Here is a 26,991-nt window from a genome sequence, read left to right on the forward strand (position 1 = left end):
ATCATTCAACATACAAAAAATGTTATAGAGGTGAAATAAAATGGGTAAAAGAAAAGCAAATCATACTATTTCAGGAATGAATGTTGCATCTGCACAAGGACAAGGAACTGGTTACAATGAAGAATTTGCAAACGAGCCTTTAACTCCAGCAGAGCGACAAAATAATAAGAAACGTAAAAAGAACCAGTAAAGAAAAATCCCAAAAGGTCTATTTTCCTTTTGGGATTTTTTCTAATGTTTATAACGTAGTAATTCCGAAACCGTTACAAATCGATAGCCCTGCTTTTTCAACTCAGGTAAAATTTTTGCTAGCGCTGCTACCGTTTGACTACGATCATTTCCTCCATCATGTAACAATACAATATCGCCACTTTTAGCATTTTTCACTACATGATTTACAATGGATTCAACCCCTGGATCTGCCCAATCACGTGGATCTTGATGCCATGACCATAGAACAGTTTGATAACCAGCTTCTTTCGCTGTTTTAAATACAGCATCGTTAATATATCCACCAGGAGGACGGAATAGCAAAGGTTCTTTCACCCATTTTTCAAAAAATTTCTTTCCATCTAAAATATCATTTTCTAATTTTTCATCTGACGAATTACTCGCATACAAATGATTCATCGTATGATTTCCAATTTCATGTCCCTCTTTTAACACTTGGTTCACTAAATATGGATTGCGCTGAACTCGAAATCCAATCATAAAAAATGTCGCTTCAGCCTTATATTGACGTAATAAATCTAAAACTTGCGGTGTATATGTTGGATCTGGCCCATCATCAAATGTAATTGCAATAATTTTTTCATTATTAGGTACTTCCCATGTTACATAACCAGTTGGTTCTAACTCTTTTCTGAGCAACATTTTCGCTTCCACTTTTTCCACTTGAAATATATGTACTGCGCATAATAAAGAAAAAACTATTAAAAGAATTTTCTGTTTTAACATAACGTTCACTAAAGCAGCAAGGTTGTCGAATAGACAACAACCTCATTTACTTTTCTAATTGATCTACATTTCGCATTATATTTTGGAGATTATTTTCATATTGCTCAAGTTGTGGACGTTGTGTTTCTGAAGCTACCTCTAGTGCATTTTGAATTTGTTCATATGCTTCCTGAACCTCTTGGCGTAACTCTTTTAAATCATGACCATAGTTAGGGTCATTCTTCACAATATTATTAAATGCATTTTCTGCTTGTGTAACTCCTTGCTGTGCCGCTTGAAAGGCTTGTTGCTTATCTTTATGATATGGCATTATATAATCCCCTTTCTATAATAGTTAGTCCCCTTTATCTTTACCTTTTTTTCTAAAAACATTCTTGTATAAAATCGTCAACTTCTCTCATTCTAAAAAGAAAGAGGAGGTGTCACATATAATGAGTAAAAACAATCGTGAATCTAAAGAAAAAAAAGGACAACCTGAGCCATTAAGCGGATCTCATAAAGTAAAAAACCGTAACCATTCACGCCAAAAAAAACATGCACATCATGATATGTAATAAAAAATATTCACATACCGTGCACATTCAACATAAAATGTTTGTATTTCATCATTTATTCTTCACCTCTGTTTCATTCATGCATAACATGATATGAATTGATATTTTACGGAGGGTGTCTTACATGGGCAAGAAAAAGAAGAATTGTCTTTTTCATGTTGATGGTTTCGAAGAATGGATGGATCAATTTTGTTCCGATTCTTATAGTAACTTTAGCTTTCCAAATCAAATTCACATCGACCTTTGCGAAACCGAAGAAGAATATATTTTGGAAACAGATGTACAAAATGTCACTGAACAAAATGTACTCATTAAAAAGTTAGAGACAGGCCTAGCTATATGCATACTTCATAAAAACATTTCCTTACAACGAACAATCCCTTTACCTACTACTATCATTTATAAAAAGATGCTAGCCTGCTTAGAAAACGGATTTTTAGCCATTCATATTTCCAAAAATGAAGTTGCTGATAAGCATGAAAAAAAAGTTCTTTTTTCAAATTAAGAGTTAATATAATATAAACTAAGCCCCAGTTGGTTACTGGGGCTTATGTTATTTCGCATGCATTTCTATATTAGAATTTGCATCATATCTTTTTTTCGATAAACCTTTTGTAACTAAAAGCACAGGAAATGCCACAGTTGAAAATATAGCTAGTGCTGAAAATACTACAAACCCATTTTGGTAGCCGTAGTAATCGAGAAGTACTCCTCCAAACCACGGACCTATTACTGCTCCAATTCCCGAAAAGCCCATCGCACCGAAGTATGTTCCTTTTAGATGCGCAATAGCAATATCATCAATAAATACATCCGTCATCGAAAACATTAAGACTTCTCCAATTGTAAAAATAATTGTACAAACGGCAGCACTTAGCATAGATTCTACTATTCCAAAGCCAAATAATCCTCCGCTTACAAATAAAGTCCCCACCATAATTGATGTTAACGGTGTATACTTTTTGCACATTTGAATAACAGGGTATTGGATAATCACTACAACAATCGCATTTAAAGCTAACATATATGAAAATAATTTCACTCCATCCTGAAATATATGTGCATTTGCAAAATATTGAGATACTGTTGTCGTTAAGTGAGAAAAACCACAATTACTCAAAATAATACCGACTAAAGCAACTAAAAATACGACATCCTTTCGCAAAATGCGAATTGCATTTAACATTGTGACAGGTTTTTCTGTATTTATTTTCTTTTTTTCAATTGGATACTTCTTAAATTGGAATGCTAATATAGCTGTATATAGAATGTACACTCCAGCTGCTACTAAAAAAGGAATTGTAGATTTTGCGCTTCCAATCTGTAATCCGACAAGAGGGCCAATCGCCACTCCAACATTGATTGCACCGTAACGCAAATTATATACGAGTAAACGATACTCTGGTTTCGTTAAATCTGATAATAATGCTCTTGATGTTGGCTCAAAAAACGACCTACATAATCCATTTAAAGCGTTTAATAAAAAGAAACTTAAAACATGATCCGCAAGTGAAAAACCTATAAACACAAAAATCCAAACAATCATGGACCAGAGCATAATCGTTTTCCGGCCAAATCGATCTGATAAATTCCCTCCGATAAAACTAGCAAAAACACCAACAAGTGCACTCGTTCCGATAATAGCACCTGTCATTCCAGCTGATACACCTTTAACAGTCGTTAAATAAATTGCTAAAAAAGGAATGCTCATTGACGTGGCGAACCTCGCAAATAAAGTCCCTATTATAATTGTCATTCCTAACGGATGAATATTTTGTAACTTCCCCTTCATCACTAAACCTACTCTCCCCGTTCTTACATAAAAAAAAGAAAGCAAAGGATCTGCTTTCTTTTCCTTTTTCTATACTTGAGCTGTTGATACCCGAGTTGTTCTCGTTATGTCCATATCAATTCCATATGTGAACTGTAATTCTTTACACACATCTTTAATTAAGATTGCGACATTATACTTTTCATTAAATTGTAAAACTATGTTTTCTACTTCTTCATATGTATACTTATATTCCCCTGTAATGACACTTTTTAAATCAAAGCATTCATTTATACAAAGTTGCACAAGTAGCTGGTCATATTTCTCTATTACATCTTCTTTCTTCCACAGTAACTCTTTTACATATAACCGATCAAACTTCACACTTTCTCGATTACAATCCGTTAAAATCCGGGTCATTTCATTTAATTCTCGATACAATTCAGAAATATTTTTACTTAAACTAAGAAGTTTATCTACGCCGTTTTCATATAACATATTCATTCCACCCCCGCATTTTCTTTTTCTTATTATAGCAAGAAAATTCTAAAAATAGTTTCTTTCTTCTGAAATATTAGGAAACTAATTTCAATTGCTTTACAATGAAACTAGTGAACGCGAAAGGGGAAAGAAAATTGGAGCAAAAATTATATTACACTGACGCTTATAAGCAAGACTTTACTACAAAAATTATAAAGCAAGATTATGATAAAGACGGTAACTTATACGTCGTTTTAAACGAGACCGCATTTTATCCGACAGGTGGCGGACAACCGCATGATACTGGCACATTAAATGATATCGATGTAATCAATGTAGAAGAGATACATGGGGAAATTCGTCACTTCATTGTAGAAAAATTACATACAGAAGAAGTAGAAGGTAAAATCAATTGGGAGCGCCGTTTTGATCATATGCAGCAACATGCGGCTCAGCACATTTTATCTGCTGCTTTTTGGGATCATTTTAACATACCTACGATTGGATTCCACCTTGGTAAAGAAACGGTAACAATTGATTTAGAAATAGAAAATCTTCATACAGAAACGGTTGAAAAAGCAATAAACATTGCCAACAAAATTGTTTTCGAAAACCATCAAATCCATATCGAATGGATGAACTTAGAAAAAGCGAAAACATTCCCCCTTCGTAAAGAACCGACTATAACAGAAAATATACGGGTTGTTATTATCGAAAACTTTGACTACAACGGCTGTGGTGGAACGCATCCGAAACGAACTGGTGAAGTAGGTCCTATTCAAGTACTAGGGTGGGAGCGCAATAAAGGTGGCATACGATTAACATTTATCGCTGGTTGGCGCACACTAAATTTAATGGGCAAACAACAACAAATTATGAAAGATGTTTCTAAACAATTAAACAGTAGCGAGAGTGATATCCCAGCAAAAGTAGCACAACTTCTTACTTCTCAAAAAGAAAATGAAAAAGCAATACAAACAATGAATGAAAAATTATTATTTGCAGAGGCAAATGAACTACTTCTACAGCCCATAAAAATTCATGCTGACATACTTATTTCTAAAGTATTTACAAATCGTTCTATGCAAGAAATCGCAAAGCTTTCCGCTATTATTACAGAACAACAAGAGCATGCAATTACGTATTTCGTCATCGAAAATGATGACAAACTACAATGTATTCTCGCTTGCGGAAAATCAGTATCACTCGATATGAATGCTCTTTTAAAAGACGCTCTTCCTACAATCGAAGGAAAAGGTGGCGGAAATAAGAAGAGTGCTCGCGGTGGCGGGAGAGCAATTATGAGCGGAGATGAATTTTTAAATCAGCTTGTTTCTTCTTTACAGTCGGCGGTGTAAAGCATTTTTAGTAAGGATAGCTAACAGCTATCCTTACTCTATACTTACAAACCAATATTTTGTTTCAAGCCTTGATAACTCCCTGCACTTGCAAAACCTTCACTTATAAGAGTGATAAAAGTTTCCGAAAAACCATATTGACTTAAATCTTTAATCGGTACCTTTTGCACATCATGAATTGGATTATGATCAAATTCATTAGAGGGTAACATAATTTCCCCTGTAAGCTTTTCAAGTAGAAATGTAATATGTAATAAAGATAGACTGGCATCCGGTTTATCACAAACATAGAGTAGCTTCTTAATTTTAACTTCTAATCCCGTTTCTTCTCTCATTTCTCTAATCATCGCCTCTTCTAACATTTCACCATTCTCCACTCTTCCTCCAGGTAAAGACCAATTCCTATTAGCAACTTTTTGCTTTACTAGCAATAATTTTTCACCTTCAATTAAAATTCCCGTAACACGAACTTGCATTACATTTTCCATATGTAATCTCCTCTTCCCATTATATTTACAAATTACCCCTTCCATAAAAAGAACGTACGTTTTATAATTGAAGAAAATTATGGAAGAAAGTAGTTGTTACATTCATGCGTCCACCTTTAACAAAGTCTATATCACTTGAAGATTTCCAAAACTATTATTGGTTAAAAGCAGAACTCCAAACATTTTGTCGTGAGAATGGGTTGCCAGCTAGCGGCTCTAAGATTGAAATAACCGATTGTATCTCACATTATTTAACTACGGGGAAAGTCTTAAAAAACAGCTCTGGGCAAAAAGTGCGTAAAGCTTCCCTCTCTTATAAAGACCTTTCTCTTCAAACGATTATTACTAACAATCACCGCTGTAGCGAAGATGTTCGTGCTTTTTTCAAAGAAAAAATCGGAACAAACTTCCGCTTTACAGTAGCTCTTCAAAAATTTTTCAAAGAGAATGTTGGAAAAACATATGAAGACGCGGTAGCTTTTTGGCATGAAGAAAACGAACGAAAAAAAGACCCTACATACAAAACAACTATCGGTGCACAATTTGAATACAATCGCTTTACTCGTGACTTTTTCGAAGATCCAAATAATAAAGGGAAAGCAAAAGCTGATGCGATTGCTGCTTGGAACGAAATGAAAGCGAAGCCTGGTAGCAATATTTATGTTCCTCAAAAAGTAGAAAACTAGTTACCTCGCTAGTCTTCTACTTTCTCAAATAATAGCGCAATCCCTATCCCGCCTCCAATTCCTAATGTAGCAATTCCATATTTCATAGACTCTCTTTGTGCCTGATAAAACAAACGTGTTACAAGCATAGCACCAGATGCACCGTACGGATGACCGAGCGCAATTGCTCCACCATTTACATTTACTTTTTCGTACGGAATTTGTAACTCTTTTGCGCAAGCAACAACTTTTGAGGCGAATGCTTCATTTATTTCAAAATAATCGATGTCCTCTACTTTTACATTCATTTCGTTTAATAATTTGTTCACCGCAAATATCGGACCAGTCCCTGGAAGCTTGGGATCCACTCCCACTACAGCACTACGAACGAAACGAAGGACAGGTTTATAACCTAACTTTCGGGCTTGTCCCTCTTCCATTACAAGAACGGCACATGCTCCATCATTTACACCGCACGAATTACCTGCCGTTACTGTTCCATTTTGTAAAAATGCGGGCTTTGTTCTTTTAATGATTCGTTCATAATTCATTTCTAGCTTTATAGATTCATCTAATAATCCATTAAAAGAAAATATTTCATCATGTATATATCCTTTTTCTAACGCTTGCAGTGTCCGCTTATAACTAAGACAAGCATACTCGTCTTGCATTTCTCTCGTTATGTTATAACGCTCCGCAACATATTCAGCCGCTACTCCCATGTCAGGATCACCAATTGTTTCAGGTGAAAATCGTGCTCTTTTTTGAAAAGGTGACGTACTTGTACTCTCTACTCCCCCGGCGATATAACACTTACCTGCCCCGCCTTGAATGAGATGACACGCAGTTCGAATTGCTTCTAAACCAGCACCACATTGCCGATCAATCGTTACACCAGGAATATGATAGCCAAGTCCCGCCTCTAAAGCAGATAGTCTCGCAATATTCCCTCCTGGCCCCACAATATTCCCTAACATGACATCGTCTATTTCTCTCTCAATCCCTTTACTTAAAAACGTAAGAAGCGGCGTTACTAATTGCTGAACTTCATACTCTTTTAACATCCCATTCTTCTTACCGATAGGTGTTCTTTTCGCCTCTACAATAACTGCTCTATTCATATATTTTCTCCCGGTTTTCAATCATACTTTTTGCTTCCATACGAGCGATTTTCCCACTATTTGTATAAGGTATTCCATCTACAAAATGCCATTCTTTCGGTATTTTAAAAGAGGATAATCTCTGTAAGCAAAAACTCTTTAATTGTTGTTTCGTAGCACTTCCTTTTACGATCGCGAGGGGCTTTTCACCCCAGTAACTATCTTTCACACCAATTACAACTATTTCATCAACAGCTGGGTGTTCATGTAATACACTTTCTATTTCTTCTGGATAAATATTGATTCCTCCAAATAAAATCATATTCTTCTCTCTACCAACAATATATATAAAGCCTTCTTCATCTTCATAGCCTACATCTCGCACTGTCATCCAGCCTTCTGCATTCAACTCCCATGTTAAAACCCCATCTATTATGTATCCCATAAAAAACTGATCACTTTTCACATAAACAGTTCCTATTTCACCTTTTTGTACTTCTTCGCCTGCTTCATTACATATTCGAACTTGCACATTATGACAAGGTTTTCCTACTGAATTTGGCCTTCTTTCGCTTTCTGCATCGACTAGTGCTGTTACAAAACTTAACTCTGATGCACCATAAAATTCATATCTTTTCGCATAAGGAAATATATTCTTTATTTTTTCTTTCGCTTCAGCTTCCCATTTCGCTCCTGACGAAATAATTTTCACTTTATTTTCTATTACTCTATTTTCTTTATATAAAGATTCAAGCATTGTCGGAACTGTATACATAACTGATATATTTTCAGTTTCTAACTTATCTAGTACTTGATTTGGAATGAACTTTCTCATAATGTACACCGTTTGTCCTACATATAATGCACTTATTGCCCCGTATAAGAAAAGAGAATGAACGAGCGTCCCAGCTATTAAAATCGAATCCTCCCTTTTCATATGAAAGTCATGTACATTACAATCAAAACTATGAACCCACGATTGTTGTGCACGTAAAAATGCTTTTGCTGTTCCTGTTGATCCTGATGTAAATCCCATATAAAAAGGAGCATTTTGTAAACTTTCTACAGGATTATATGTAGGAAGATAGTTCTCTATCATTCTTTTCCACTCATCAATTTCAATTACTCTTCCTTCTTCATCCGGTAGATCATTTACCTTATATCGCTCTGTCACAATCACATCCGGATTACTAATTGCAATTCTTTCTTTGAGCTCATCCTCTTTCCACTTTATATCTAACGGCACACAAACCCATCCAGACATCGCAGCCCCAGCAAATAGTTGTAAAAACTCCATACTATTTTCTAATACAATTGCTATCGTTTTATTCTTCGATTCTTTTTCATTCAACCAGTTTGCTACTTTACATACTGACTCAAACCACTCTTTATATGTTAATACTCGATCATTTTCCTTTATTGCTATTTTACTTGATAGTAAAGAGGCATACTTTTTATATTCTTTTGTAATCCCCATTTGAGACGTCCTTTCTTTACAAAATAATAAAAAGAAACACGCAATGAACGTGTTTCTTCTCTTTCTTATCCCGCATTTGTATATTTCCCACTCTTTAGAGCAGGCGTAATAATATGTTTCAATGAACGATGTAATTTCGTTACAAGAATTGCTGCTATAATCGCTTTTATGCAATCACCTGGTAAAAATACGACACTCACTTTCATCGTCTGCCATATAGAAATATCCATTACGAATGCTTGTACAATGATACCAAATACATAAACTACGAAAATACCACCAATTATATTAATGCATAATACTTTTATAATAGAAACTTCACGTAAACGCTCAATTAAATAACCAATAACAAATGCTCCTACAATATAACCAAGTAAATATCCTGCGCTTGGCCCAACAAATATACCTGGACCACCTCGTCCACCTGCAAGTAATGGTGCCCCAACTCCAACAATAAGTAAGAAAATAAGCTGACTTAACGCACCAAGACGTGATCCTAACAATCCACCAGCAAGCATAACACCGAGTGATTGTAATGTAATCGGAACTGGTGTAATAGCAAGAGCAATTGGAGGTATTAACCCTAACACTCCCATAATAGAACTAAATAAAGCGACGAAAACTAAGTTTTTTGTATTCATATTTGCTTCTCCTATTTGTAAACTTAAAACGATTTTTAGATAACATATTATAGGAGTTATATTATCTTTCTATTTAGTATTTGTCAACTTGTTTTAAATATAGGTTTACAATTATTTTTTCAATTATTTCTCCTTATGCAAATGCTCAAGTTCTTTCCGAAGCGCCTGTTTTAAAAACTTCCCAACAGATGTTTTCGGAATTTCCTGCATAAATACAATATCGTCTGGTAACCACCACTTTGCAAACTGTGGTTTTAAAAATTCATATAGTTCTTCTTTTGTAACAGTGCTATTTGCCTTTTGTACAACGCAGGCAACTGGACGCTCTTGCCACTGCGGGTGTGGAACTGCAACAACGGCCGCTTCAAATATAGCATCATGTGCCATTAAAGCATTTTCAAGGTCAACTGAGGAAATCCATTCTCCCCCGCTTTTAATAACATCTTTCGTACGATCAACAATTTTCACGCAGCCTTCCTCGTCAACTGTAACAACATCACCAGTATATAACCAACCGTCTCGGAATCCTTCGACAGTACGATCATCGTTATAATAGCTTTCAGCAATCCAAGGTGCTCGTAAACATAACTCTCCCATCTCAGTACCATCCCACTTCACTTCACCGTTTGTACCGACTACTTTCATCTCTACACCAGGGACAAGATATCCTTGTTTTGAGCGGATTTCTAATTGCTCTTCATATGATAATTCTGTTTCATAACTTTTTAAACGTGCAAGTGTTACGAGTGGGCTTGTTTCAGTCATACCATATGCATGTACGAAAGGAACATTATATTTTTGTTCAAATGCTTTAATAACGCTTTTCGGTGCAGCAGCACCACCGCATAATATTCTCGTTATACTAGATAAATCGTAACTATTATTTTCTAATTCTTGTAATACACCGAGCCAGATTGTCGGCACACCTGCTGCTATCGTTACTTTTTCAGCTTGGATCATCTCTAATAAAATTTTTGGAGTAAACATTGGTCCTGGCAGAACTTGTTTAGTTCCAAACCAAGTAGCTGCAAAAGGAAGTCCCCAAGCGTTCACATGGAACATCGGTACAATTGCCATCGCCGCATCACTTTCCGATAAAGCAGCTGTATCCGCTAAACCGAGTGCCATACAATGCAGTACAGTACTACGATGCGTATATACAACACCTTTTGGATTCCCTGTAGTCGCTGACGTATAACACATACCAGCAGGTGTATTTTCATCAATATCTTTTACAAATTGGAAATTTGGATCGCCTTCTTCTAATAGTTTTTCATAATGATATACAGGTTCTAGCGTAGTATTTGGAAGTTCATCTTTATCAGTCATAATAATGTAGGCTTGTACAGTTGATAATTGTGATTGAATATTTTCAACGAGTGGTACGAGATCTTCATCTATAAGTAGAATGTGATCTTCTGCGTGCTGAATAATGTATGAAATATGTTGAGGAGATAAACGAATATTAATTGTGTGCAAAACAGAAGCAATACCAGGAATAGCAAAATAAGCTTCCACATGTCGATGATGATTCCACGCTAACGTTCCTATACGCTCGCCTTCTTTAATTCCTAATTTTTTTAACGCACTAGAAAGCCTTCTCGTCCTTTCACCTAACTGCTTATACGTTAACGTCGTAACTGTATCATGTGTCCGTGAAACAATTTCTTTCTTTGAAAACAGTTTTTCTGCTCTTTCCATCATAGAACTAATTGTTAGCGGTACATTCATCATCATATTGGTTATATCCCCCTTTAAAGCGTTTTTATTTTTCGTTCATTATAACAGACTTCTACAAATGATTACGACATTTTTCTGTATTTTCTGAATTATTCCTTTGGAAATAATTCAGAACGATAAAAAACATGTTTTGAATACATTGATTCGAAACATGTTTTTTATTTTTTATAAACTATCTACCTTTTTCCTTACTTTCTTTTTCAATTTAAAAATAAAACGATTACTGTATTCCTTATTTTCTACTAAAATCCGATACGTCTCTAACACTCCTAACACACGTACAAAAAGATAAACTCCGATAGCAATAAGTACAACACAATAAGGGTAATACTGCACTAATTCTCCTGAAGTTATATGCTTTTTCTCAAACAAAAACGGAATCGCTCCTGCTGCAATAAAACAAAATCCAACGATCACTACTGACGCATACTTCTTCTTAATAGTCGCATATCTTTTTGTCAATTCTTTTAGAAAGTTTTGATCAAATAGTAGTTCTTCCTTTTTCAATACATTGTATCGACTCTCTTCTATCGTTACAGGTGCCATCATTGCTCCGATCCCAAGCACTGCAATGATAATGACAAGAAACGTAGACATTGTTGCATTTTCTTTAAATAATAAGTACGGTATTGTAGATAAAATAAGCAAGCTAAATCCTAATGCAATATATTTAGAAATTTTTTGTCCATACACTACATACCCTTCTGCCATTTCCTTACTTACATAATAACCATTTTCCTTTTCGTTACTTTGCTCAGCAGTTTCTTTTAATAAATAGTCAAGTGATACTTCAAATACATTTCCAATCATTATTAACTTTTCAGTTTCAGGAAAACCTTGACCGTTTTCCCATTTACTAACCGCTTGCCTTGTTGTGTTTAATTTTTCAGCTAATGCTTCTTGAGAAAGGCCCTTTTCCTTTCTTAATTTAAAAAGCTTTTCACCAAATCCCATATGTGTGTCCCCCTTTGTTTTCTTACCTAAATTGTATGTAAACATTGCCTTTATCTCTATCTTCCCGCGGTTGCACTTTGTCAACTTACGGTTGCGAATGTGTTATATAGTAGTTTTGTATACGATTTAGCTATTATTCTTCTATGATTATGGCGTTAATAAACCACCTCTCTCAATAACCAATTATAATAATTAAAGGTAATTATTGTTATAAAAAAACAAAAAACTCCTTTATTCATTTAAAGGAGTTTTAAATATGAAATATTCCAAGAGGAGCTGTTTTTTCTTCCTCCTACTGCCTCACAATTTCTTCTATATATTTTTATGTGTCATATAACGAACCATGTACAGTATATGTTTTCATCTCTTTATCTGAGGCATACTCATATATATGTAAAATATTACTCTTATTAACTTTTCTAATAAAGTCACTTCCCAATAATCATAACGGCTTCTGCTTAAACTTTTCATAATGTCGTACTTTTAATAGAAGGATATTCCCGCAATCTGTACAAATATAAGCATCCACCGGTGAAGATGTGAACATCGTTTCCTTTTTCCGTATTTGTGCATATCCGACAAACTCACCTTCTCCTATGTTTTGAGAACCACAATTAGAGCATGCCTGCACGGCTTTTTGTTTCATGAGAGCACCACCTTTAATCTGTTTCCACTCCCTTCGACAGCTCACTTCCATTTCCCTTCCAAAAAACCTCTTATTCTCTCACATTTCAACAGGAATCTCAAAACAAAAATCGTATATATACCATGAAATATATTTATTAATGGAGGAATTTTATGACTACTGTTATAACACTCGATATAGCCACAGAAATTGAAAACGCAGAAATACATATGCTCTCTTCTAGACTAAAAGCATTACAAGCATTAGCTGAAAATCCAATGCAAGTACAAATGAAAAAGTTCGGGAGTGCCACTGCCTTTTCATCAAAAATAATTGCTGGTCCAGCTTTTAATACGGTAAAAGGTATTACATTTACAAATACAGATGAGATAGATGAAATCGTCTCTTATTATCAATCGCTACAAATCCCTTGTCGTTTTGAAATTACACCCGCTCAAGGTACAGCCAAATTATTTCAATACTTATCTCAAAGAGGATTTTACCAATCCAGCTTCCATACCGCTTTATATAGTATACCGAGAGAAGACCCTTCCCTTCTTCCTTCTAACATTTCAGTACGCGAACTAAAAGAAAATGAATTTCATATTTTTGCAGACATATACGTACGCGGATTTAACATGCCATCCTTTACAAAAGATGGCGTCCATCAAAATAACGAAATTCTCTACAATAAACCTGGCTGGCATTTTTTCATAGCCGAAGTTCAAAACACTCCTGCGGGTATTGGTGTCCTGTATATAAATAATGGGATTGCATCATTAGCTGCTTCTGCTACTTTGCCAGAATTTCAGCGTAAAGGCTGTCATACTGCATTAATTCAAAAACGAATAGAGACGGCTATTGAATCCAACTGTAACTTAGTAGTTGGACAAGCAAAGTTCGGTAGCAGCAGTCAAAATAATATGGAACGTGCCCATATGAAAATTGCTTATACGAAATCAATATGGACTGCAAAAGACATGTAATTTACATTCTTTCTCTTCTCATTACAATTTTATGACACTTTCTTTTCTATCCTATTAATCATTTGAATATTCAAACTATATTTGTTACGCTATTACTAGATACATCATTCAACTTGCACTATGAAAAGAGAATTCTAATCAAACTACAAGGAGGAGAAATGTATGACTAAACATGATCATGGTTTAAAAGAAAAAGTAGAAGGTGCTATTGATAAGGTAAAGGGTGAAGTAAAAGAAGTTGTTGGGAAAGTAACTGACAATAAGAAATTACAAGCTGAAGGAAAATGGGATAAGGTGAAAGGCACTGCTAAAGATACAGTTGGTAATGTGAAAGAAAAAGTACATGAATATAAAGAACATAAGAAAGAAAAATAAAAAAGAGCCCATCGGCTCTTTTTTATTTTCCTTCATTCTTCTCTAACACGTATAAATCTTCTTCAATATTCGTTAATTTCTCACTTACAAGCTTTCTTGCATCTCCAATTGCTTGATTGTATGCAAATGGTCCAACTAATTTAATCATCTCTTCTATTAAACGCTCTGCTTGGAAACGTCCAATTTCATCTAAATCTTCTTCCATGAAAAATTGCTGAATTTGTGCTACAAGCTCTTCTTTTTTATCATTTGGTATTTTTATATTCATCATCGTTGTTACTCCTCTATATTTAAGATAATATCTTCCTTAACTCTACCATAGAAAAACGATTACCAGGACAGCTTTTTGTAACTCCTTCTAACTCCCTATGACCGAGTATATTCTCTTTCTTTATAGCAAATTGCTTCATAAATATTTTACATAAAGAATATAATGCATTCACTTGTGCAGGAGTTGGATCGTATTTATCAAAATTTCCCGTCATACATATCCCAATTGTATGGCGGTTATGATCTTTCGCATGCGCTCCAATATGTAAACCTCGTCCTTCCACTACAGTTCCGTCCTCTTCGATAAAATAGTTGTAACCAATCCCACTCCACCCTTTTACAGTTTGATGAAATTCATGCGTTTTATACACGTCCCATCCATCTTCAGCTGTATGGTGAATAATCAGTTTGTTTACTTTTTCTAAAGGAACTAATTCATCTTGAAATGTTAGATTGACACGTTTAATTTCCATTTGAACTGCCTCCTCTTAAAAATCAATCATAATAATCGTTTTATCATCTGGTCTTATTCTCTTTTCCCCTTCCAGCTCTTCAATGATTGCTACATATTCGTTTATACTATTCTTTCTTATATATGCAACTGTTTGTTCGAGTGGCCAATCTGGGTGAAATAACCCGTCTGAACAAATAAAAATTCCACTCACTTCATCTATATGTAATTCACCATGTTGTAAATAATGTATCGCTTCTTTCATTCCATTTGCAACTGAATAACCATTTGGCATATTTGCAAGATAACGATTGTACTTTAACTGTTCTCGAACATCTTGAAAAACATGTTCCTCCGGGACAGATAAACCTTTCTTACGATCTTCTTCCCTCTTCCTTTTTGCTCGGTTACTAATTCCTTTAACTGTGTCTTTCGTTAATACTTGCATCGTTCCATTTTGAAAAGTTGCGACAATCATACAGTCCCCAAGCTGCGCATATTCAATTTTCTCACCATCTATTTGAACTGCCGCAATACATGTACACCACAAATGATCTTTCTTTCTCGTATCTACTTTATATTCCAACATTTTGCTTTGCAATGCTTCATTTGCTTTTGCAACTGCAAATCGTAACCTATGATTCTCTCGTAATGAAGTAAAATAACTTGCAAATAAATGCGAAGCGATGTATGCTCCATTATGTCCATTTTCATCACCAAACGGGACAAGTGGTGTTGCACCGTCACATACACCATAAATCTTTTTTTCTTTATTACAAAAATAAGAATCCTCACATTCTTGCTTCAACGGGCTTTTCTGTTGATATGTTTTTATCTTCACAACTGTATCCCCTTTCAAATAATAAAATACTCAAATTCTTTTGATTAATCTAATTTACCGAAATAAACTGTTTTTACCCAAAACTTTCAATATCATATATAATCTTGAAATAATATGAATTTTTCAGTGAAGGACGGGAAAGAAATGGTCAGATTCCTTGGTGTTATTATCGGTTCTATTATTATTGCGGTTGCCTTTAATCTTTTCCTTATCCCCCACAAAATTTTAAGTAGTGGAATTGGCGGAATTGCTATTATTTTAGGAATTGTAACCCCTGTAAACACAGGCATTATTAACTTTGTATTAAACTTACCTATCCTTATTTTAGGGTACATAGGTCTTGGAAAAAAAGTAATTTTTAACACAGTTGTCTCTGTAGTTGTATTATCTGTTGCATTATACTACGTTCCAGTAAAAGTCGTAGCAACAGATCCATTGTTATCTTCTATCTTCGGAGGTGTCATCGCCGGAGCTGGTATTGGTCTTGTTTTTAACTGTAATGGATCCACTGGTGGATTTGATATTATCGGTATGCTTTTATCCCGCAAGCGAGACATTAAACTTGGCGGATTCCTTATTATTTTAAATGCAGTCGTTGTAATAATCGCAGGATTCTTCTTCACCTGGGATGTTGCACTTACAAGCTTACTTTCAATTTATGTAACTGGTAAAGTAATTGATGCTGTTCATACAAAACATCGTAAAGTTACACTTATGATTGTAACAAATGAAGCAGAAAAAATGAAAAAACAACTTCTTTCAACTGTTGTACGTGGAATAACGTTACTTGATGGCGAAGGTGCTTATTCAAGCGAGAAAAAGCGTGTACTTATGACCGTCGTTTCTCGTGAAGAATTAGCAAGTATGAAACTAACAATTTCTGAAATCGACCCGAATGCATTCGTTAATATTACAGAAACTGTAGAAGTATTAGGACTTTTCAGAAGAAGTTAAAGACTAGGTGGGAATCCACCTAGTCTTTATTTTGCATAAATTCAATTCGGTTTCCAAATGGATCTGACACGTAAAATCGAATTACATCTGGCCGTGCATAATCATCAATCACTTTAACACCTTGCTCTATAAGTGTTTGCTTAAATTCATTAATTTCATTCACATAAAAAGCTGGATGAGCCTTTTTAGCTGGTGTAAAGTTCCGCTCCACACCAATATGGATTTCTTGATTTCCGCATTTAAACCAACATCCACCTCGTTTTTTCAACTTTTCTGGCTTTGGAATTTCTTCCATACCAATTGTATTCCCATAAAAATCACGCGCCTCTTCTTCACACCCTACAGGTGCAGCTACTTGCACGTGATTAATCCCTTGAATATAATTTTTCATTTTCTCTCCCCCTCCTCTACCCTAATATTATACGGAAAACAGCCGTCTGTAACTTACAAGAGGTTTATAAAACAATATAAGCTCCCCTTATTAACATCCTGCATTCACCTTGCAAAAAATAAAAAAAACAAAATTTATTCTATAACTTCCATTTTTTATAGAAATACACATTACATCTATATTATAGTTATGAATAGACAAATCTTTTTAGATGCTATTTGTACGGAGGAACTATTATGAGTCGTAAAAAATATTCACCAACTCAAAAAAAACGTCATCCGAACATTTCTAGACGTTTGCGAAACCATATACAAGATCGTTCATTAACAGAAATGTACGCATCTCTGTTCGAACACAATCCTGATAGTATTATTTCATTAAATTTAGAAGGAGTTATTCTACATATAAATCCTTCTGCCGAAAGAATATTAGGTTACACTTCTTTAGAATTAGAACAGAAAAATATTACCTCTATTTTAGAAGCCCATATTTCTGAGCAAGTATTACAAAATATAAAGAATACTGAAGCGGATAATCAACAAGAGTATATCTTATCTATTTATCATAAAAATGGATTCTTATTAGATGTTGTGACAAAACTAGTTCCTATTTTTGTTCAAAATCGTCTTACTGGCGTATATGCTATTATGAAGCCGCTTGAAAAATCAGAAAGAATTGAGAATATGCTAAAAGAAAGTGAGAAGAGATTACGTACATTAGTAAACTCCATGCCTGCCTTTGTTATATTTAAAGATCATGAAGGGCGCTGGCTTGAGGCAAATGACTACGCACTTTCTTGCTTCAATTTCCATCATGTACCTTACCATGGGAAAAAAGATAGCGAACTCATTCAATATAATGAAGCATACCGAGAAGCTTTTTTACATTGTGAAGAAATTGATGAACTAGCATGGCAACAAAGACAAATTCTTCATGGCGAGGAATTTATTATACATAGAGATGATTTCGATCTAATCTTAAGTATATCAAAAGTCCCGCTTTATCATCCTGACGGTTCTCGCAAAGGTCTTATCGTGATGGGGAGAGATGTTACTGAGCTAAAAGAAACTGAAAAGTTATTACGAAAATCTGAGAAGCTCGCAGTAGTCGGACAACTGACAGCTGGAATTGCCCATGAAATTCGAAATCCACTCACTTCTCTAAAAGGTTTTCTAACGTTGCTCCTCCCTGAAATAAATGAGGAGCAAAAATGGTATATCGATGTTATGTTAAGTGAGATTTCACAAATGGAATCCATCACGAGTCAATTTATGGCGATGTCTAAGCCACAAGTATTATCTATCCAAACTTGTAACATACAAACTTTAATTGAAGAGGTAGTTACATTTATTTTACCGACTGCAATTATGCATAGCGTTCATATCATCATGGATCATTTTGATTACGTATATGATATTCAATGTGACGGTAACCAATTAAAACAAGTTTTTATAAACATATTAAAAAATGCGATAGAAGCGATGCCAAATGGCGGAAATATTTTCATTCAAACAAAACCATTAGAGGATAATTTCATCTTAATACGAATTATCGATGAAGGTTGTGGCATTCCAGAAGATCGTATCTCCCGTCTAGGCGAACCTTTTTATAGTTTAAAAGAAAAAGGCACAGGACTAGGATTAATGATGTGTTACAAAATAATTGAAGAACATCATGGTAAATTACACATTTCAAGCGAATTAAATAAAGGTACGATTGTTGATATTGAGCTACCACTTTCTTCATCTCATCTTGCAATCCAGTCTTAAATAAAAAAGAAGCATCTGCTAATCGTTAGCAGATGCTTCTTTTTTAAAATGCTTTGTCATACCACTCTTTTGCTTTTTCTACTTCACCCATCGTTAATTGATGCCCTCGATTTTCCCAATGTATTGTTACATTCGCGTTTGCATTTTCTAATAGTACCTTCAATTCCTCGGACTCTGCTGATGAACAAATTGGGTCATTTGTCCCAGCAGCAATAAACACAGATTTCCCTGCTAAATTTGCTAATTGCATTCCTCTTCTTGGTACCATTGGGTGATGAAGCACAGCACCTTTCAATGCATTTTCGTAATGGAATAATAAGCTTGCTGCGATATTTGCCCCATTCGAATAACCGATAGCTACAATGTTATTTCTATCGAATTTATATTCTTTAGCCGCTTCATCTAAAAATTCATTTAATTCCTTCGTACGGAAAATTAAATCCTCTTCATCAAAAATGCCTTCTGCTAATCGGCGGAAGAAACGCGGCATCCCATTCTCTAACACATTTCCCCTAACGCTTAATACCGACGCTTCCGGATCAACTATTTCTGCAAGTGATAGTAAATCTAATTCATTACCACCTGTGCCATGAAGTAATAACAACACTGGTTTTGACGTATCTTTTCCTTTTTGAAAAACATGTTTCATCATAATCCTTTTCCCCCTTCAATCACTTTAATCTAAATTTCTCACTTCAAATGGTAAAAGCGTTTGTTCAATCTGTTTTCTATGTTGTTCATATTGTTCCGGTAACTTTAATTCCTCACCCATCGTCTCTAACGATTCATCATGAGCGAAACCAGGAGGATCTGTTGCAATTTCAAATAAGATTTCACCATGTTCTCTAAAATAAATCGCGTTAAAATAATTTCGGTCTTGTACAGGAGTTACGTGATATCCAAAACGAGTCATATGCTCTTTCCAGTCTAGCTGATCTGCATCGTCACTCGCTCTCCAAGCAATATGATGAACTGTGCCAACGCCCATTTGGCCACGACCGATTGTTGATAATTTCAAATCAATAATATTTCCAATGTCAGCAGAAGAACGGAATCGAACAAATTCACCCTCTTCTCCAATTTTCTCAAGACCCATAATATGTTCTAACAATTCAGCTGTTTTTTGAGGCTGTGCAGATAAAAGAACAGCACCTCCAAACCCTTTAATTGCTACTTCTGGTGTAACTTCTCCAAAACTCCAATTATTTAATTCGCCTTCTTCTCTTTCAACTAATTCTATATGCAAACCATGCGGATCATCAAATTCTAAATACTGTTCTCCAAAACGAGTCATTTTTGTATACGAAACATCGAATTTTTCTAATCTATTTTCCCAAAACTCCATTGCACCTTTTGGTACAACGTAAGACGTAATTCCTACTTGACCATCTCCAATAATACCTTGACGAGCACCTGCCCATGGGAAAAACGTAATAATTGTTCCAGGCTTTCCTCCTTCATTTCCAAAATAAAGATGGTACGTACCTGGATCATCAAAATTCACTGTTTGTTTCACTAAACGTAACCCCAATACACCAGCATAAAAATCTACATTTTCTTGTGGATGTCCTACGATTGCTGTAATGTGGTGAATTCCCATCGTTTTCTTTGTCATTTTCTCCGCCCCTTTTTATTTCATTTTAAAAACTTTTATTCATTAAAATTCATTATTCATTTTGTCCATACTGAAAAGTAAAATCCGTCATTATAATCTTATCTCGAATTCGAGATATTAATTATAATATCACACTTGAATGTCTACTTTATCAAAATCATCTCAAATTCGAGATAATTCTCAAAAAATATTTACTCTATTTAAAATCTGTATTCGTAACATAAATTATCTTGAACTCAAATTTATTATAAGTTACTTACTTTTAGTTGTCAACAAATTCCTTATTTTCATTTTAAATAAAAAGAGAGTAAACGCCAGTTTCGTTTACTCTCTTCGCTAATTATTTCGTTTCCTCTTCCAGCACTGCTTCCATCTCATTAAATTCACGATGAACTGCCTTAACGGGTTCTTTCGTTAATAAACTTACAACGATAACAGTTAATAAACTACAGAAGAATCCAGGTACCATTTCATACATAGTCGCTTTTAAACTTGGAATTTGTACCCATGCTATAACAACTACTGCACCAACAATCATACCTGCAAGAACGCCCCACTTATTCGTCCTTTTCCAATATAAACTTAATAAAATAGCTGGTCCGAATGCTGAACCAAATCCAGCCCAGGCATAACCTACAAGTGTTAAAATTGTATCACTTGGATGATACGCTAAAACAACTGCGATCATAGCTACTACTAATACTGATAATCTACCGATAAATACAAGTTCTCTGTCACTTGCGTTACGACGGAAAAATGTTTTATAAAAGTCTTCCGTTACTGCACTTGAAATAACAAGTAATTGTGAGGAAATACTACTCATAATCGAAGCCAAAATAGCTGATAATAAAAATCCTGTAATGGATGGATGGAATAAAATATTTGAGAATGTTACAAAGACCATTTCTGGATCTTGTAATGTCGCATTATTTTTAGCATAATAAGCGATACCAATTAGACCAGTAAGCATTGCACCTATAATTGAAATCGTCATCCAACCGATACCGATTCTACGAGAAGTTTTTAAATCTTTAATAGAGGTAATTGCCATAAAGCGGACAATAATATGTGGTTGACCAAAATACCCAAGACCCCATGCTAAAAATGAAATAATACCAAGTATTGTAGTCCCTTTAAACATATCTAAATGTGATGCATCAACTTGCTTAATCGTATTGAATGTTTCTGTTACACCACCGACATCCGTAAAAGCAACAATTGGCACTAGTACAAGCGCAATAAACATAATACACCCTTGCACAAAGTCCGTCCAACTTACGGCTAGAAAACCACCAAATAGTGTATACGCAACAACGACACCCACTGTTACAAATAAACCAATTTTATAATCAAGGTTAAAAGAATTTTCAAACAAACGTCCACCTGAAACTAAACCAGCCGACGCATAAAATGTGAAAAATACTAAAATGACGATAGCGGAGACAAAACGAAGTATTTTCGTACAATCTTTAAACCGATTTTCTAAAAAGTCTGGAATCGTAATTGAATCATTTGCCACTTCTGTATACGTTCGTAAACGCGGGGCAATGATTAAATAGTTTGCATAAGCACCTATTAATAAACCTATCGCAATCCATACACTTGATAATCCTGTTGCATACATCGCACCAGGTAACCCCATTAGCATCCAACCACTCATGTCAGAAGCACCAGCTGATAAAGCTGTAACTGCTGGACCGAGTCCTCTTCCGCCTAACATATAATCTGATAAATCGGATGTCTTCTTATAAGACCAATATCCGATATACAACATACCTGCCATATAAATAGCAAGCGAAACCATAATTTCAATCTTCACCAAATCTCTCCCTTAGCCCATAAGCCATTCAAAATTTCGAAAAATGACTTTTTCTATTTTCTTGTATTCGCTTATGGTTCCCTACCTTAACAAACATTTTTTGTTCTTTCAAGTGAACGAGCACTTTTCATTACATGTGAAAACCTTTATAAACGCCTTTATCCCAGTGGATTACAATGATTTTTCAAGAAATTTAAGTAAAAATATTCAGAAAATTAAACAATGTTTTTTCACACCTTATTTTCATTCGTTTACCCGATAAATTTTAAAAGAAAAAGCCATACAAATGTATGACTTTTAGCTTATTGACATCTCAATTTTCTCTTTCTCTACATATACTTTACGAAATTTCATATAGCATCCAATACGCCAAGGTACTATATAACAAACCGCAAGAGTGTAGAAAAGAATGCCAATTGACTTTGGATCTAAACCTTGTAAATGTCTTCTAAAATAAGCACGTAAAAGAACGATAACTAAAAATGTAGCAATAAAAGCGATACTTTTTTTCGCATAAATTTGGTCATCTTCTCTAACTTCATACCCACTTAAAATAATAAGTGGAATTGACAATAACAGACCGATCCCAGCAGCTATACCAATTTGCCAACCAACAAGTTGTATCGGTGCAGCATATAAAGAAAAACCTGGTAATAAGAAGAATAATGGCAATAGTAATCGTCTTCCTTTATTTTTAATTGGTCGATTCATAGAACGCATGCGTCTAAATATAAAGAGCCCTATGACGAGTAAAAAAATTGTAATACTGTACGAACCTTGCTGCAAGTGAATCTCTCCCTAAAAATAGTCATTTTTAAAAACACTTCCCTATTATACTCCTAATTTTTCCAAACAATATGATTATTCCTCTGAAAAATCTTACATATCAAATATACTTTTAGATTTGATTTACTATAGGAAACAATTCCGAAAGAGGAACTACTCTCCCCATCTCGTCTTTAAACACAATATGCTCTCTAGTTAAATGGCGCGGGCTCTTCACTCCCGCTGCCGCTGCTAATGAAAATAAACTATATCTCATACTAATAATATAATTCATGACTCGCCACTTCTTCTCATACGGATCTAACGCTTTTTGATAATGCGGATTCGTCGTGGCTACACCAGATGGACATTGGCCAGAATTACATTGAAGGGCCATAATACAGCCGCTTGCCATCATAAATCCGCGGGCTGAACTTACAGCATCCGCTCCAATCGCTAAAGCAATCGCCACTTTATCTGGTGTGATTAATTTCCCCGATGCAAACACTTTGAATTTGTCCCGAACACCATAATGATTCGCTGTATCAATACATGTCAGTAACGCTGGAATAAGCGGCATTCCCATACTATCTGCCATCGATTTATACGTCGCTCCTGATCCACCTTCTGAACCATCAATTGTAATGAAATCTGGATAGATATTTAACTCTTTCATCGTTTTAAATAAATCTTCCAAAGGCTCCTGCTGACCAATTACAATTTTCATTCCAACTGGTTTACCGCCGCTTTCTTGCAACTGTTGAATAAAACAAAGTGTATCCGTTGCATTCTTTAAAAATGAAAATCGATTCGGTGAATTAATCGTCTCTCCCTTTCTGACGTTGCGAACAGAAGCAATTTTCTCATTTACTTTTTGTCCCTCTAGATGACCACCACGTATTTTAGCACCTTGCCCAAATTTCAATTCGAATGCTCTAATATTACTTTCTTTTGCTTTCTCCCTGAATTTTCCCATTGAAAAATTACCGTCCTCATCGCGGTATCCAAATAACCCTGGACCAATTTGCGCAAGGATATTTGCTCCTGTATGTAAATGTTCTGGAATAATGCCACCTTCACCAGTATTAATCCACGATCCGCCTGCCATTTTTGCTCCAAAACCACTCGCTAAAATATAATTTTCTCCAATCGCGCCGTAAGAAGTCGCAGATGCACCAAACATACCATGTAGCTTCCACGGATATTTACGGTTCTCACCGACTATAATTGCATCATCTTCTTCGTACAGCCAAAGATTCGTTGTATCCGCTGTAAATTTTTCTCTTCTTGAAAATAACCCTTCTTTATGAATCACGTACTTTTTACCTTCTCGCTCTTGCGTGAGATTCACACTTAATTCCTCAGTCAATATCGGAAATAATGTATTAGCAATATAATAGCCAGAAGCTTCAAAATCTCGTTTTGATCCAAAACCAAGTATTTCAGAGCGATATTTCGCTAAAAACATAACACTTTGAAAATCATAACGTGAGAAAGGCTTTCCATCCGTATCATGATCAAACCAATATTGTCGAAATTCAGGCCCTATCTTTTCCAGTAAGTAGCGCATTCTTCCTAAGTATGGATGTAACTTTAAAATAGAATGATGTGTTCGTTTTTTTATAAAAAATGTAATGATAAAAAAGACGATTAAAAGCAACATTAAAAATAGTAATATACTAATAATAACGAGTAGCGTTTCACTCATCCCGCTTCCCCCTATAAAATCCCATAATAAAAGGAGAACACTCGATGTGTTCTCCTTTTATCTTTATTCATACTAACGTAACAAGATGCTCTTTCGCGTCATATTCAACTAAACTTTCAGCATGTTTAATTCGATGAACAAAGTCTGGATTAGCAATTAACGGTCTGCCGAATGCCACTACATCAATCGTTCCTTCTTGCAACGCTTCTTCGGCCTCTTTCGGATTTAAATTACCAACCCCAACAATTGTACCATCCCAATATTTTCTTACTAGTTGATGAAAATTCTTTCCGTCAGCAATTTCTTGCGTATAATTCATCGTTGAAGGATGGATCATCGTTAATCCAACTTCTTTGAACATATTTACGAACGTTTCAATTGCAAGCTCAGGATTTTCCCACATATAAGTAGGATTATCACCTTTGAAAGCAGAGAAGCGAAGAAGTGTTTTATTAGCTCCAACAGCTTCTATTACAGCAGCCGTTACTTCTTTCATAAACGTTAACCTTTGTTTTAAATTACCGCCATATTTATCTGTTCGCTTATTCGCAGAGTCATACGTAAATTGATCAATTAAATATCCGTGTGCACCGTGAATTTCTATTCCATCAAATCCAGCTTCGATTGCATTTTTCGCAGCTTGTGCGTATTGACCAATCACTTCTTGTATTTCTTCTAACGTCATTGCTTCTGGCGTATCAAACGGTTTACGAAAACGTGGAACATTTCCCTCTGCAGCGATAGCAGATGGTGCTTGCGGCATTTGGCCACCAATTATTTCATGATGACTCATACGCCCAACATGCCATATTTGAGCAATAATCGTCCCGCCTTCTTTATGTACTGCCTCTGTAACAGGTTTCCAAGAATCGATTTGTTCTTGTGTATAAATTCCTGGTACTCCTGGATTCCCTTTCGCTCTTGGACTAATGACAATTCCTTCTGTAATAATTAATCCAACTCCGTCAGCAGCACGCTTTCTATAGTATTCCACTACATCAGCACCCACTGCTCCAGTCTCATTATCTGCAAAGCATCTTGTCATTGGTGCCATTGCTATACGATTACGAAGAGACCAAGCTCCAATTTGAATTGGATCAAACAACTTTGTTTCTTCAACGTTTTCAAAAGATCCCCCAGCGTTTACATTTGTTCCTTCATAAATACTCGCTGCTTTATTACTTGAACTTGTCATCTTTCTTCCCCCTAAAAAATCTTACTATAATCGCATCATACTTACTTTTAGATAGTAACGTCAATTTTTACGACTTTACAATAAAAAATTCGAATATAAAAAAAATAAAATGCTATAAATAATATTAAAAAGGTTTCCTTAGAAGGAAACCTTTTTTGTTGAACATATATGGTTGTCAATTCATTTATCTCTTTAATATAAAAAATACCTTATCAATAGAAGTGAATATGGTTCAGTATTCTTCTAAAAATAATAACTTATATACCTAAAACAATGAAAGCCCTACCTCTCTTTCATCCTTACGGCTCCTCGTCCGTGCCAGTGTGAATCAGGATTGCAAAAATCAAGTAACTATTTTATCGAAGTATTCAATTAAACTTCGAACATTCATAAATGAAATTAAAAAATAAAAATGGATTTGATTGTAGTAATAACAATAGAGGTAATGCTCTAAAAGTGGTGTGAAAGAGTTGAATGTCTTTGAAATGATAAATTTTCTATAATTATGTTCCCAAAAAATTCAAGATCTTTTTTGGGATATAATACATTATTTGTAATGAACCTTAACAAAAGCTTTTTATCTGATTTTCTGTGATACCTTCAATTAATCCCAGCTCACTAATCAAAAATTCATATGCGTTATCTAACATCTTCTTTTCGCTTGCATTAAGTGCTTTTTCTTTCTGTATACGCATTAAATCACGCACAACTTCAGCACCTTCTTGCATTTTACCCGTCTTTATTTTATCAGTGTTCAATTTATACCTTTGTTTCCACGTAAGTAATCTATCTGACTCCCCATGTTGAAAAATATCCATTATGTGTACTAATGCGGTTATATCCGTAACTGGTCGTATATTCGAATTCGATATTCTCCCTGCTGGAATCATTAGTTCCATATTACTAGCCGACATTTTTATAACATAATACTGTTGTTTTTCTCCTGAGATTTCCTTCTCTTCTATGGCTTTAATTATACCTGCTCCCTGCATTGGATAAACAATGTTATCGCCAATTTGAAACAAATAATCCACCTCCATAT

General features: G+C 35.0%; 31 protein-coding genes. 9 read left to right on the forward strand and 22 right to left on the reverse strand.

The features are described from left to right. Nucleotides 1-40 precede the first annotated feature (40 nt). The gene (gene sspO, locus CN409_RS22445; RefSeq protein ID WP_000518060.1) at nt 41-190 is read left to right on the forward strand and encodes a small acid-soluble spore protein O; all 150 of its coding nucleotides are present in this window, start codon (nt 41-43) and stop codon (nt 188-190) included. Nucleotides 191-231: 41 nt separating this feature from the next. On the opposite strand, the gene pdaB is transcribed toward sspO, so the two are convergent. Together pdaB and CN409_RS22455 are read right to left on the reverse strand one after the other, a co-directional pair. Beyond that, the gene (gene pdaB, locus CN409_RS22450; protein ID WP_000917689.1) at nt 232-957 is read right to left on the reverse strand and encodes a polysaccharide deacetylase family sporulation protein PdaB; all 726 of its coding nucleotides are present in this window, start codon (nt 955-957) and stop codon (nt 232-234) included. Between the two features lie 46 nt (nt 958-1,003). Then, nucleotides 1,004-1,267 (reverse strand): hypothetical protein, encoded by a 264-nt coding sequence (locus CN409_RS22455; RefSeq protein WP_001146295.1) that lies wholly within the window; start codon nt 1,265-1,267, stop codon nt 1,004-1,006. 121 nt (nt 1,268-1,388) lie between these two features. Here CN409_RS22455 and CN409_RS22460 point away from each other — a divergent pair, with 121 nt between their 5' ends. Both CN409_RS22460 and CN409_RS22465 read left to right on the forward strand, forming a co-directional pair. Continuing rightward, nucleotides 1,389-1,511: a small acid-soluble spore protein P gene (locus tag CN409_RS22460; RefSeq protein WP_000042142.1), complete on the forward strand. Its 123-nt coding sequence runs from the start codon at nt 1,389-1,391 to the stop codon at nt 1,509-1,511. A gap of 124 nt (nt 1,512-1,635) precedes the next feature. Next, nucleotides 1,636-2,016: an Hsp20/alpha crystallin family protein gene (locus CN409_RS22465; protein WP_000516758.1), complete on the forward strand. Its 381-nt coding sequence runs from the start codon at nt 1,636-1,638 to the stop codon at nt 2,014-2,016. A gap of 48 nt (nt 2,017-2,064) precedes the next feature. Here CN409_RS22465 and CN409_RS22470 read toward each other — a convergent pair whose 3' ends face one another. Next, a complete protein-coding gene (locus CN409_RS22470) occupies nt 2,065-3,303 on the reverse strand; it encodes an MDR family MFS transporter (protein ID WP_002082353.1) in 1,239 nt (412 codons plus the stop codon). Nucleotides 3,304-3,372: 69 nt separating this feature from the next. Then, entirely contained in the window at nt 3,373-3,780 is a 408-nt protein-coding gene (locus tag CN409_RS22475) for a hypothetical protein (RefSeq protein WP_000965134.1), read from the reverse strand. Nucleotides 3,781-3,917: 137 nt separating this feature from the next. Here CN409_RS22475 and CN409_RS22480 point away from each other — a divergent pair, with 137 nt between their 5' ends. Then, entirely contained in the window at nt 3,918-5,120 is a 1,203-nt protein-coding gene (locus CN409_RS22480; RefSeq protein ID WP_017763506.1) for a serine-tRNA(Ala) deacylase AlaX, read from the forward strand. 44 nt (nt 5,121-5,164) lie between these two features. On the opposite strand, the gene CN409_RS22485 is transcribed toward CN409_RS22480, so the two are convergent. Beyond that, nucleotides 5,165-5,608, reverse strand: coding sequence for an NUDIX hydrolase (locus CN409_RS22485; RefSeq protein ID WP_097981069.1), 444 nt, complete (start codon nt 5,606-5,608; stop codon nt 5,165-5,167). 104 nt (nt 5,609-5,712) lie between these two features. Here CN409_RS22485 and CN409_RS22490 point away from each other — a divergent pair, with 104 nt between their 5' ends. Next, nucleotides 5,713-6,294, forward strand: coding sequence for a DUF6434 domain-containing protein (locus CN409_RS22490; RefSeq protein WP_001247749.1), 582 nt, complete (start codon nt 5,713-5,715; stop codon nt 6,292-6,294). An 8-nt stretch (nt 6,295-6,302) separates the two neighbouring features. Here the strand turns inward: CN409_RS22490 and CN409_RS22495 are convergent, their stop codons facing one another. From CN409_RS22495 to CN409_RS22520, 6 genes are all read right to left on the reverse strand, one after another. Then, nucleotides 6,303-7,394, reverse strand: coding sequence for an acetyl-CoA C-acyltransferase (locus CN409_RS22495; protein ID WP_001078011.1), 1,092 nt, complete (start codon nt 7,392-7,394; stop codon nt 6,303-6,305). Then, nucleotides 7,387-8,850 (reverse strand): acyl-CoA synthetase, encoded by a 1,464-nt coding sequence (locus CN409_RS22500; RefSeq protein ID WP_097981071.1) that lies wholly within the window; start codon nt 8,848-8,850, stop codon nt 7,387-7,389. Before CN409_RS22500 ends, CN409_RS22495 begins: the two co-directional genes overlap by 8 nt. Nucleotides 8,851-8,915: 65 nt before the next feature. Further along, entirely contained in the window at nt 8,916-9,491 is a 576-nt protein-coding gene (locus CN409_RS22505; RefSeq protein ID WP_001093320.1) for a biotin transporter BioY, read from the reverse strand. Between the two features lie 123 nt (nt 9,492-9,614). Next, nucleotides 9,615-11,228: a long-chain fatty acid--CoA ligase gene (locus CN409_RS22510; protein ID WP_042595448.1), complete on the reverse strand. Its 1,614-nt coding sequence runs from the start codon at nt 11,226-11,228 to the stop codon at nt 9,615-9,617. A gap of 168 nt (nt 11,229-11,396) precedes the next feature. Beyond that, the gene (locus CN409_RS22515; protein WP_000505609.1) at nt 11,397-12,185 is read right to left on the reverse strand and encodes a helix-turn-helix domain-containing protein; all 789 of its coding nucleotides are present in this window, start codon (nt 12,183-12,185) and stop codon (nt 11,397-11,399) included. 442 nt (nt 12,186-12,627) lie between these two features. Then, nucleotides 12,628-12,882 (reverse strand): hypothetical protein, encoded by a 255-nt coding sequence (locus CN409_RS22520; protein ID WP_003260719.1) that lies wholly within the window; start codon nt 12,880-12,882, stop codon nt 12,628-12,630. Between the two features lie 101 nt (nt 12,883-12,983). Between CN409_RS22520 and CN409_RS22525 the strand changes: the two genes are divergently transcribed. Continuing rightward, on the forward strand, nt 12,984-13,796 hold the full coding sequence (locus CN409_RS22525) for a GNAT family N-acetyltransferase (protein WP_000214258.1): 813 nt from the start codon (nt 12,984-12,986) through the stop codon (nt 13,794-13,796). Nucleotides 13,797-13,958: 162 nt separating this feature from the next. Further along, complete coding sequence (locus CN409_RS22530; RefSeq protein ID WP_000160410.1) at nt 13,959-14,171, forward strand: CsbD family protein; 213 nt, start codon at nt 13,959-13,961, stop codon at nt 14,169-14,171. 22 nt (nt 14,172-14,193) lie between these two features. Here CN409_RS22530 and CN409_RS22535 read toward each other — a convergent pair whose 3' ends face one another. Genes CN409_RS22535 through CN409_RS22545 form a run of 3 tightly spaced genes read right to left on the reverse strand, consistent with a single transcriptional unit; the run spans nt 14,194 to nt 15,751 of the window. Beyond that, nucleotides 14,194-14,442, reverse strand: coding sequence for a DUF2164 domain-containing protein (locus CN409_RS22535; protein ID WP_000981064.1), 249 nt, complete (start codon nt 14,440-14,442; stop codon nt 14,194-14,196). A gap of 19 nt (nt 14,443-14,461) precedes the next feature. After that, nucleotides 14,462-14,914 carry a peptidoglycan recognition protein family protein gene (locus CN409_RS22540; protein WP_000403998.1) on the reverse strand — a complete coding sequence of 151 codons (453 nt, stop codon included), beginning with the start codon at nt 14,912-14,914 and terminating at the stop codon, nt 14,462-14,464. 15 nt (nt 14,915-14,929) lie between these two features. After that, complete coding sequence (locus CN409_RS22545; RefSeq protein WP_002162635.1) at nt 14,930-15,751, reverse strand: protein phosphatase 2C domain-containing protein; 822 nt, start codon at nt 15,749-15,751, stop codon at nt 14,930-14,932. A 126-nt stretch (nt 15,752-15,877) separates the two neighbouring features. On the opposite strand from CN409_RS22545, the gene CN409_RS22550 reads away from it, so the two are divergent. Continuing rightward, nucleotides 15,878-16,687, forward strand: coding sequence for a YitT family protein (locus CN409_RS22550; protein WP_000251344.1), 810 nt, complete (start codon nt 15,878-15,880; stop codon nt 16,685-16,687). Nucleotides 16,688-16,706: 19 nt separating this feature from the next. Here CN409_RS22550 and CN409_RS22555 read toward each other — a convergent pair whose 3' ends face one another. Further along, on the reverse strand, nt 16,707-17,078 hold the full coding sequence (locus CN409_RS22555) for a VOC family protein (RefSeq protein ID WP_000800779.1): 372 nt from the start codon (nt 17,076-17,078) through the stop codon (nt 16,707-16,709). Between the two features lie 236 nt (nt 17,079-17,314). Here CN409_RS22555 and CN409_RS22565 point away from each other — a divergent pair, with 236 nt between their 5' ends. Continuing rightward, nucleotides 17,315-18,847, forward strand: a complete 1,533-nt coding sequence (locus CN409_RS22565) for a BA3702 family sensor histidine kinase (protein WP_000087650.1) — start codon at nt 17,315-17,317, stop codon at nt 18,845-18,847. Nucleotides 18,848-18,890: 43 nt separating this feature from the next. Here CN409_RS22565 and CN409_RS22570 read toward each other — a convergent pair whose 3' ends face one another. The 7 genes from CN409_RS22570 to CN409_RS22600 form a co-directional block, all read right to left on the reverse strand. Then, complete coding sequence (locus tag CN409_RS22570) at nt 18,891-19,499, reverse strand: alpha/beta hydrolase (RefSeq protein ID WP_000975496.1); 609 nt, start codon at nt 19,497-19,499, stop codon at nt 18,891-18,893. Between the two features lie 24 nt (nt 19,500-19,523). Then, the gene (locus tag CN409_RS22575; protein WP_000163260.1) at nt 19,524-20,462 is read right to left on the reverse strand and encodes a ring-cleaving dioxygenase; all 939 of its coding nucleotides are present in this window, start codon (nt 20,460-20,462) and stop codon (nt 19,524-19,526) included. 340 nt (nt 20,463-20,802) lie between these two features. Next, on the reverse strand, nt 20,803-22,281 hold the full coding sequence (gene putP / locus CN409_RS22580) for a sodium/proline symporter PutP (RefSeq protein WP_141527734.1): 1,479 nt from the start codon (nt 22,279-22,281) through the stop codon (nt 20,803-20,805). A 297-nt stretch (nt 22,282-22,578) separates the two neighbouring features. Beyond that, nucleotides 22,579-23,067 (reverse strand): CcdC protein domain-containing protein, encoded by a 489-nt coding sequence (locus tag CN409_RS22585; RefSeq protein ID WP_097981074.1) that lies wholly within the window; start codon nt 23,065-23,067, stop codon nt 22,579-22,581. Between the two features lie 112 nt (nt 23,068-23,179). Then, a complete protein-coding gene (locus CN409_RS22590; RefSeq protein WP_097981075.1) occupies nt 23,180-24,754 on the reverse strand; it encodes an FMN-binding glutamate synthase family protein in 1,575 nt (524 codons plus the stop codon). A 67-nt stretch (nt 24,755-24,821) separates the two neighbouring features. Then, a complete protein-coding gene (locus CN409_RS22595; RefSeq protein ID WP_000204594.1) occupies nt 24,822-25,949 on the reverse strand; it encodes an alkene reductase in 1,128 nt (375 codons plus the stop codon). Between the two features lie 563 nt (nt 25,950-26,512). Beyond that, on the reverse strand, nt 26,513-26,974 hold the full coding sequence (locus CN409_RS22600) for a CarD family transcriptional regulator (protein ID WP_170264802.1): 462 nt from the start codon (nt 26,972-26,974) through the stop codon (nt 26,513-26,515). Between the last annotated feature and the right edge of the window lie 17 nt (nt 26,975-26,991).

The organism is Bacillus sp. AFS012607, from assembly GCF_002558005.1.
GTDB classification, from domain to species: domain Bacteria; phylum Bacillota; class Bacilli; order Bacillales; family Bacillaceae_G; genus Bacillus_A; species Bacillus_A thuringiensis_S.

Excerpts from the sequence above, each read along its gene's own strand:
- pdaB (WP_000917689.1), bottom strand. The coding sequence starts at position 957 with ATGTTAAAACAGAAAATTCTTTTAATAGTTTTTTCTTTATTATGCGCA.
- CN409_RS22530 (WP_000160410.1), top strand. The coding sequence starts at position 13,959 with ATGACTAAACATGATCATGGTTTAAAAGAAAAAGTAGAAGGTGCTATT.
- CN409_RS22500 (WP_097981071.1), bottom strand. The coding sequence starts at position 8,850 with ATGGGGATTACAAAAGAATATAAAAAGTATGCCTCTTTACTATCAAGT.
- CN409_RS22595 (WP_000204594.1), bottom strand. The coding sequence starts at position 25,949 with ATGACAAGTTCAAGTAATAAAGCAGCGAGTATTTATGAAGGAACAAAT.
- CN409_RS22590 (WP_097981075.1), bottom strand. The coding sequence starts at position 24,754 with ATGAGTGAAACGCTACTCGTTATTATTAGTATATTACTATTTTTAATG.
- CN409_RS22535 (WP_000981064.1), bottom strand. The coding sequence starts at position 14,442 with ATGATGAATATAAAAATACCAAATGATAAAAAAGAAGAGCTTGTAGCA.
- CN409_RS22555 (WP_000800779.1), bottom strand. The coding sequence starts at position 17,078 with ATGAAAAATTATATTCAAGGGATTAATCACGTGCAAGTAGCTGCACCT.
- CN409_RS22465 (WP_000516758.1), top strand. The coding sequence starts at position 1,636 with ATGGGCAAGAAAAAGAAGAATTGTCTTTTTCATGTTGATGGTTTCGAA.
- CN409_RS22540 (WP_000403998.1), bottom strand. The coding sequence starts at position 14,914 with ATGGAAATTAAACGTGTCAATCTAACATTTCAAGATGAATTAGTTCCT.
- CN409_RS22565 (WP_000087650.1), top strand. The coding sequence starts at position 17,315 with ATGAGTCGTAAAAAATATTCACCAACTCAAAAAAAACGTCATCCGAAC.
- CN409_RS22525 (WP_000214258.1), top strand. The coding sequence starts at position 12,984 with ATGACTACTGTTATAACACTCGATATAGCCACAGAAATTGAAAACGCA.
- CN409_RS22575 (WP_000163260.1), bottom strand. The coding sequence starts at position 20,462 with ATGACAAAGAAAACGATGGGAATTCACCACATTACAGCAATCGTAGGA.
- CN409_RS22485 (WP_097981069.1), bottom strand. The coding sequence starts at position 5,608 with ATGGAAAATGTAATGCAAGTTCGTGTTACGGGAATTTTAATTGAAGGT.
- CN409_RS22520 (WP_003260719.1), bottom strand. The coding sequence starts at position 12,882 with ATGGAAGTGAGCTGTCGAAGGGAGTGGAAACAGATTAAAGGTGGTGCT.
- CN409_RS22470 (WP_002082353.1), bottom strand. The coding sequence starts at position 3,303 with ATGAAGGGGAAGTTACAAAATATTCATCCGTTAGGAATGACAATTATA.
- CN409_RS22510 (WP_042595448.1), bottom strand. The coding sequence starts at position 11,228 with ATGATGATGAATGTACCGCTAACAATTAGTTCTATGATGGAAAGAGCA.
- sspO (WP_000518060.1), top strand. The coding sequence starts at position 41 with ATGGGTAAAAGAAAAGCAAATCATACTATTTCAGGAATGAATGTTGCA.
- CN409_RS22455 (WP_001146295.1), bottom strand. The coding sequence starts at position 1,267 with ATGCCATATCATAAAGATAAGCAACAAGCCTTTCAAGCGGCACAGCAA.
- CN409_RS22495 (WP_001078011.1), bottom strand. The coding sequence starts at position 7,394 with ATGAATAGAGCAGTTATTGTAGAGGCGAAAAGAACACCTATCGGTAAG.
- CN409_RS22515 (WP_000505609.1), bottom strand. The coding sequence starts at position 12,185 with ATGGGATTTGGTGAAAAGCTTTTTAAATTAAGAAAGGAAAAGGGCCTT.
- CN409_RS22460 (WP_000042142.1), top strand. The coding sequence starts at position 1,389 with ATGAGTAAAAACAATCGTGAATCTAAAGAAAAAAAAGGACAACCTGAG.
- CN409_RS22570 (WP_000975496.1), bottom strand. The coding sequence starts at position 19,499 with ATGATGAAACATGTTTTTCAAAAAGGAAAAGATACGTCAAAACCAGTG.
- CN409_RS22550 (WP_000251344.1), top strand. The coding sequence starts at position 15,878 with ATGGTCAGATTCCTTGGTGTTATTATCGGTTCTATTATTATTGCGGTT.
- CN409_RS22490 (WP_001247749.1), top strand. The coding sequence starts at position 5,713 with ATGCGTCCACCTTTAACAAAGTCTATATCACTTGAAGATTTCCAAAAC.
- CN409_RS22475 (WP_000965134.1), bottom strand. The coding sequence starts at position 3,780 with ATGTTATATGAAAACGGCGTAGATAAACTTCTTAGTTTAAGTAAAAAT.
- CN409_RS22505 (WP_001093320.1), bottom strand. The coding sequence starts at position 9,491 with ATGAATACAAAAAACTTAGTTTTCGTCGCTTTATTTAGTTCTATTATG.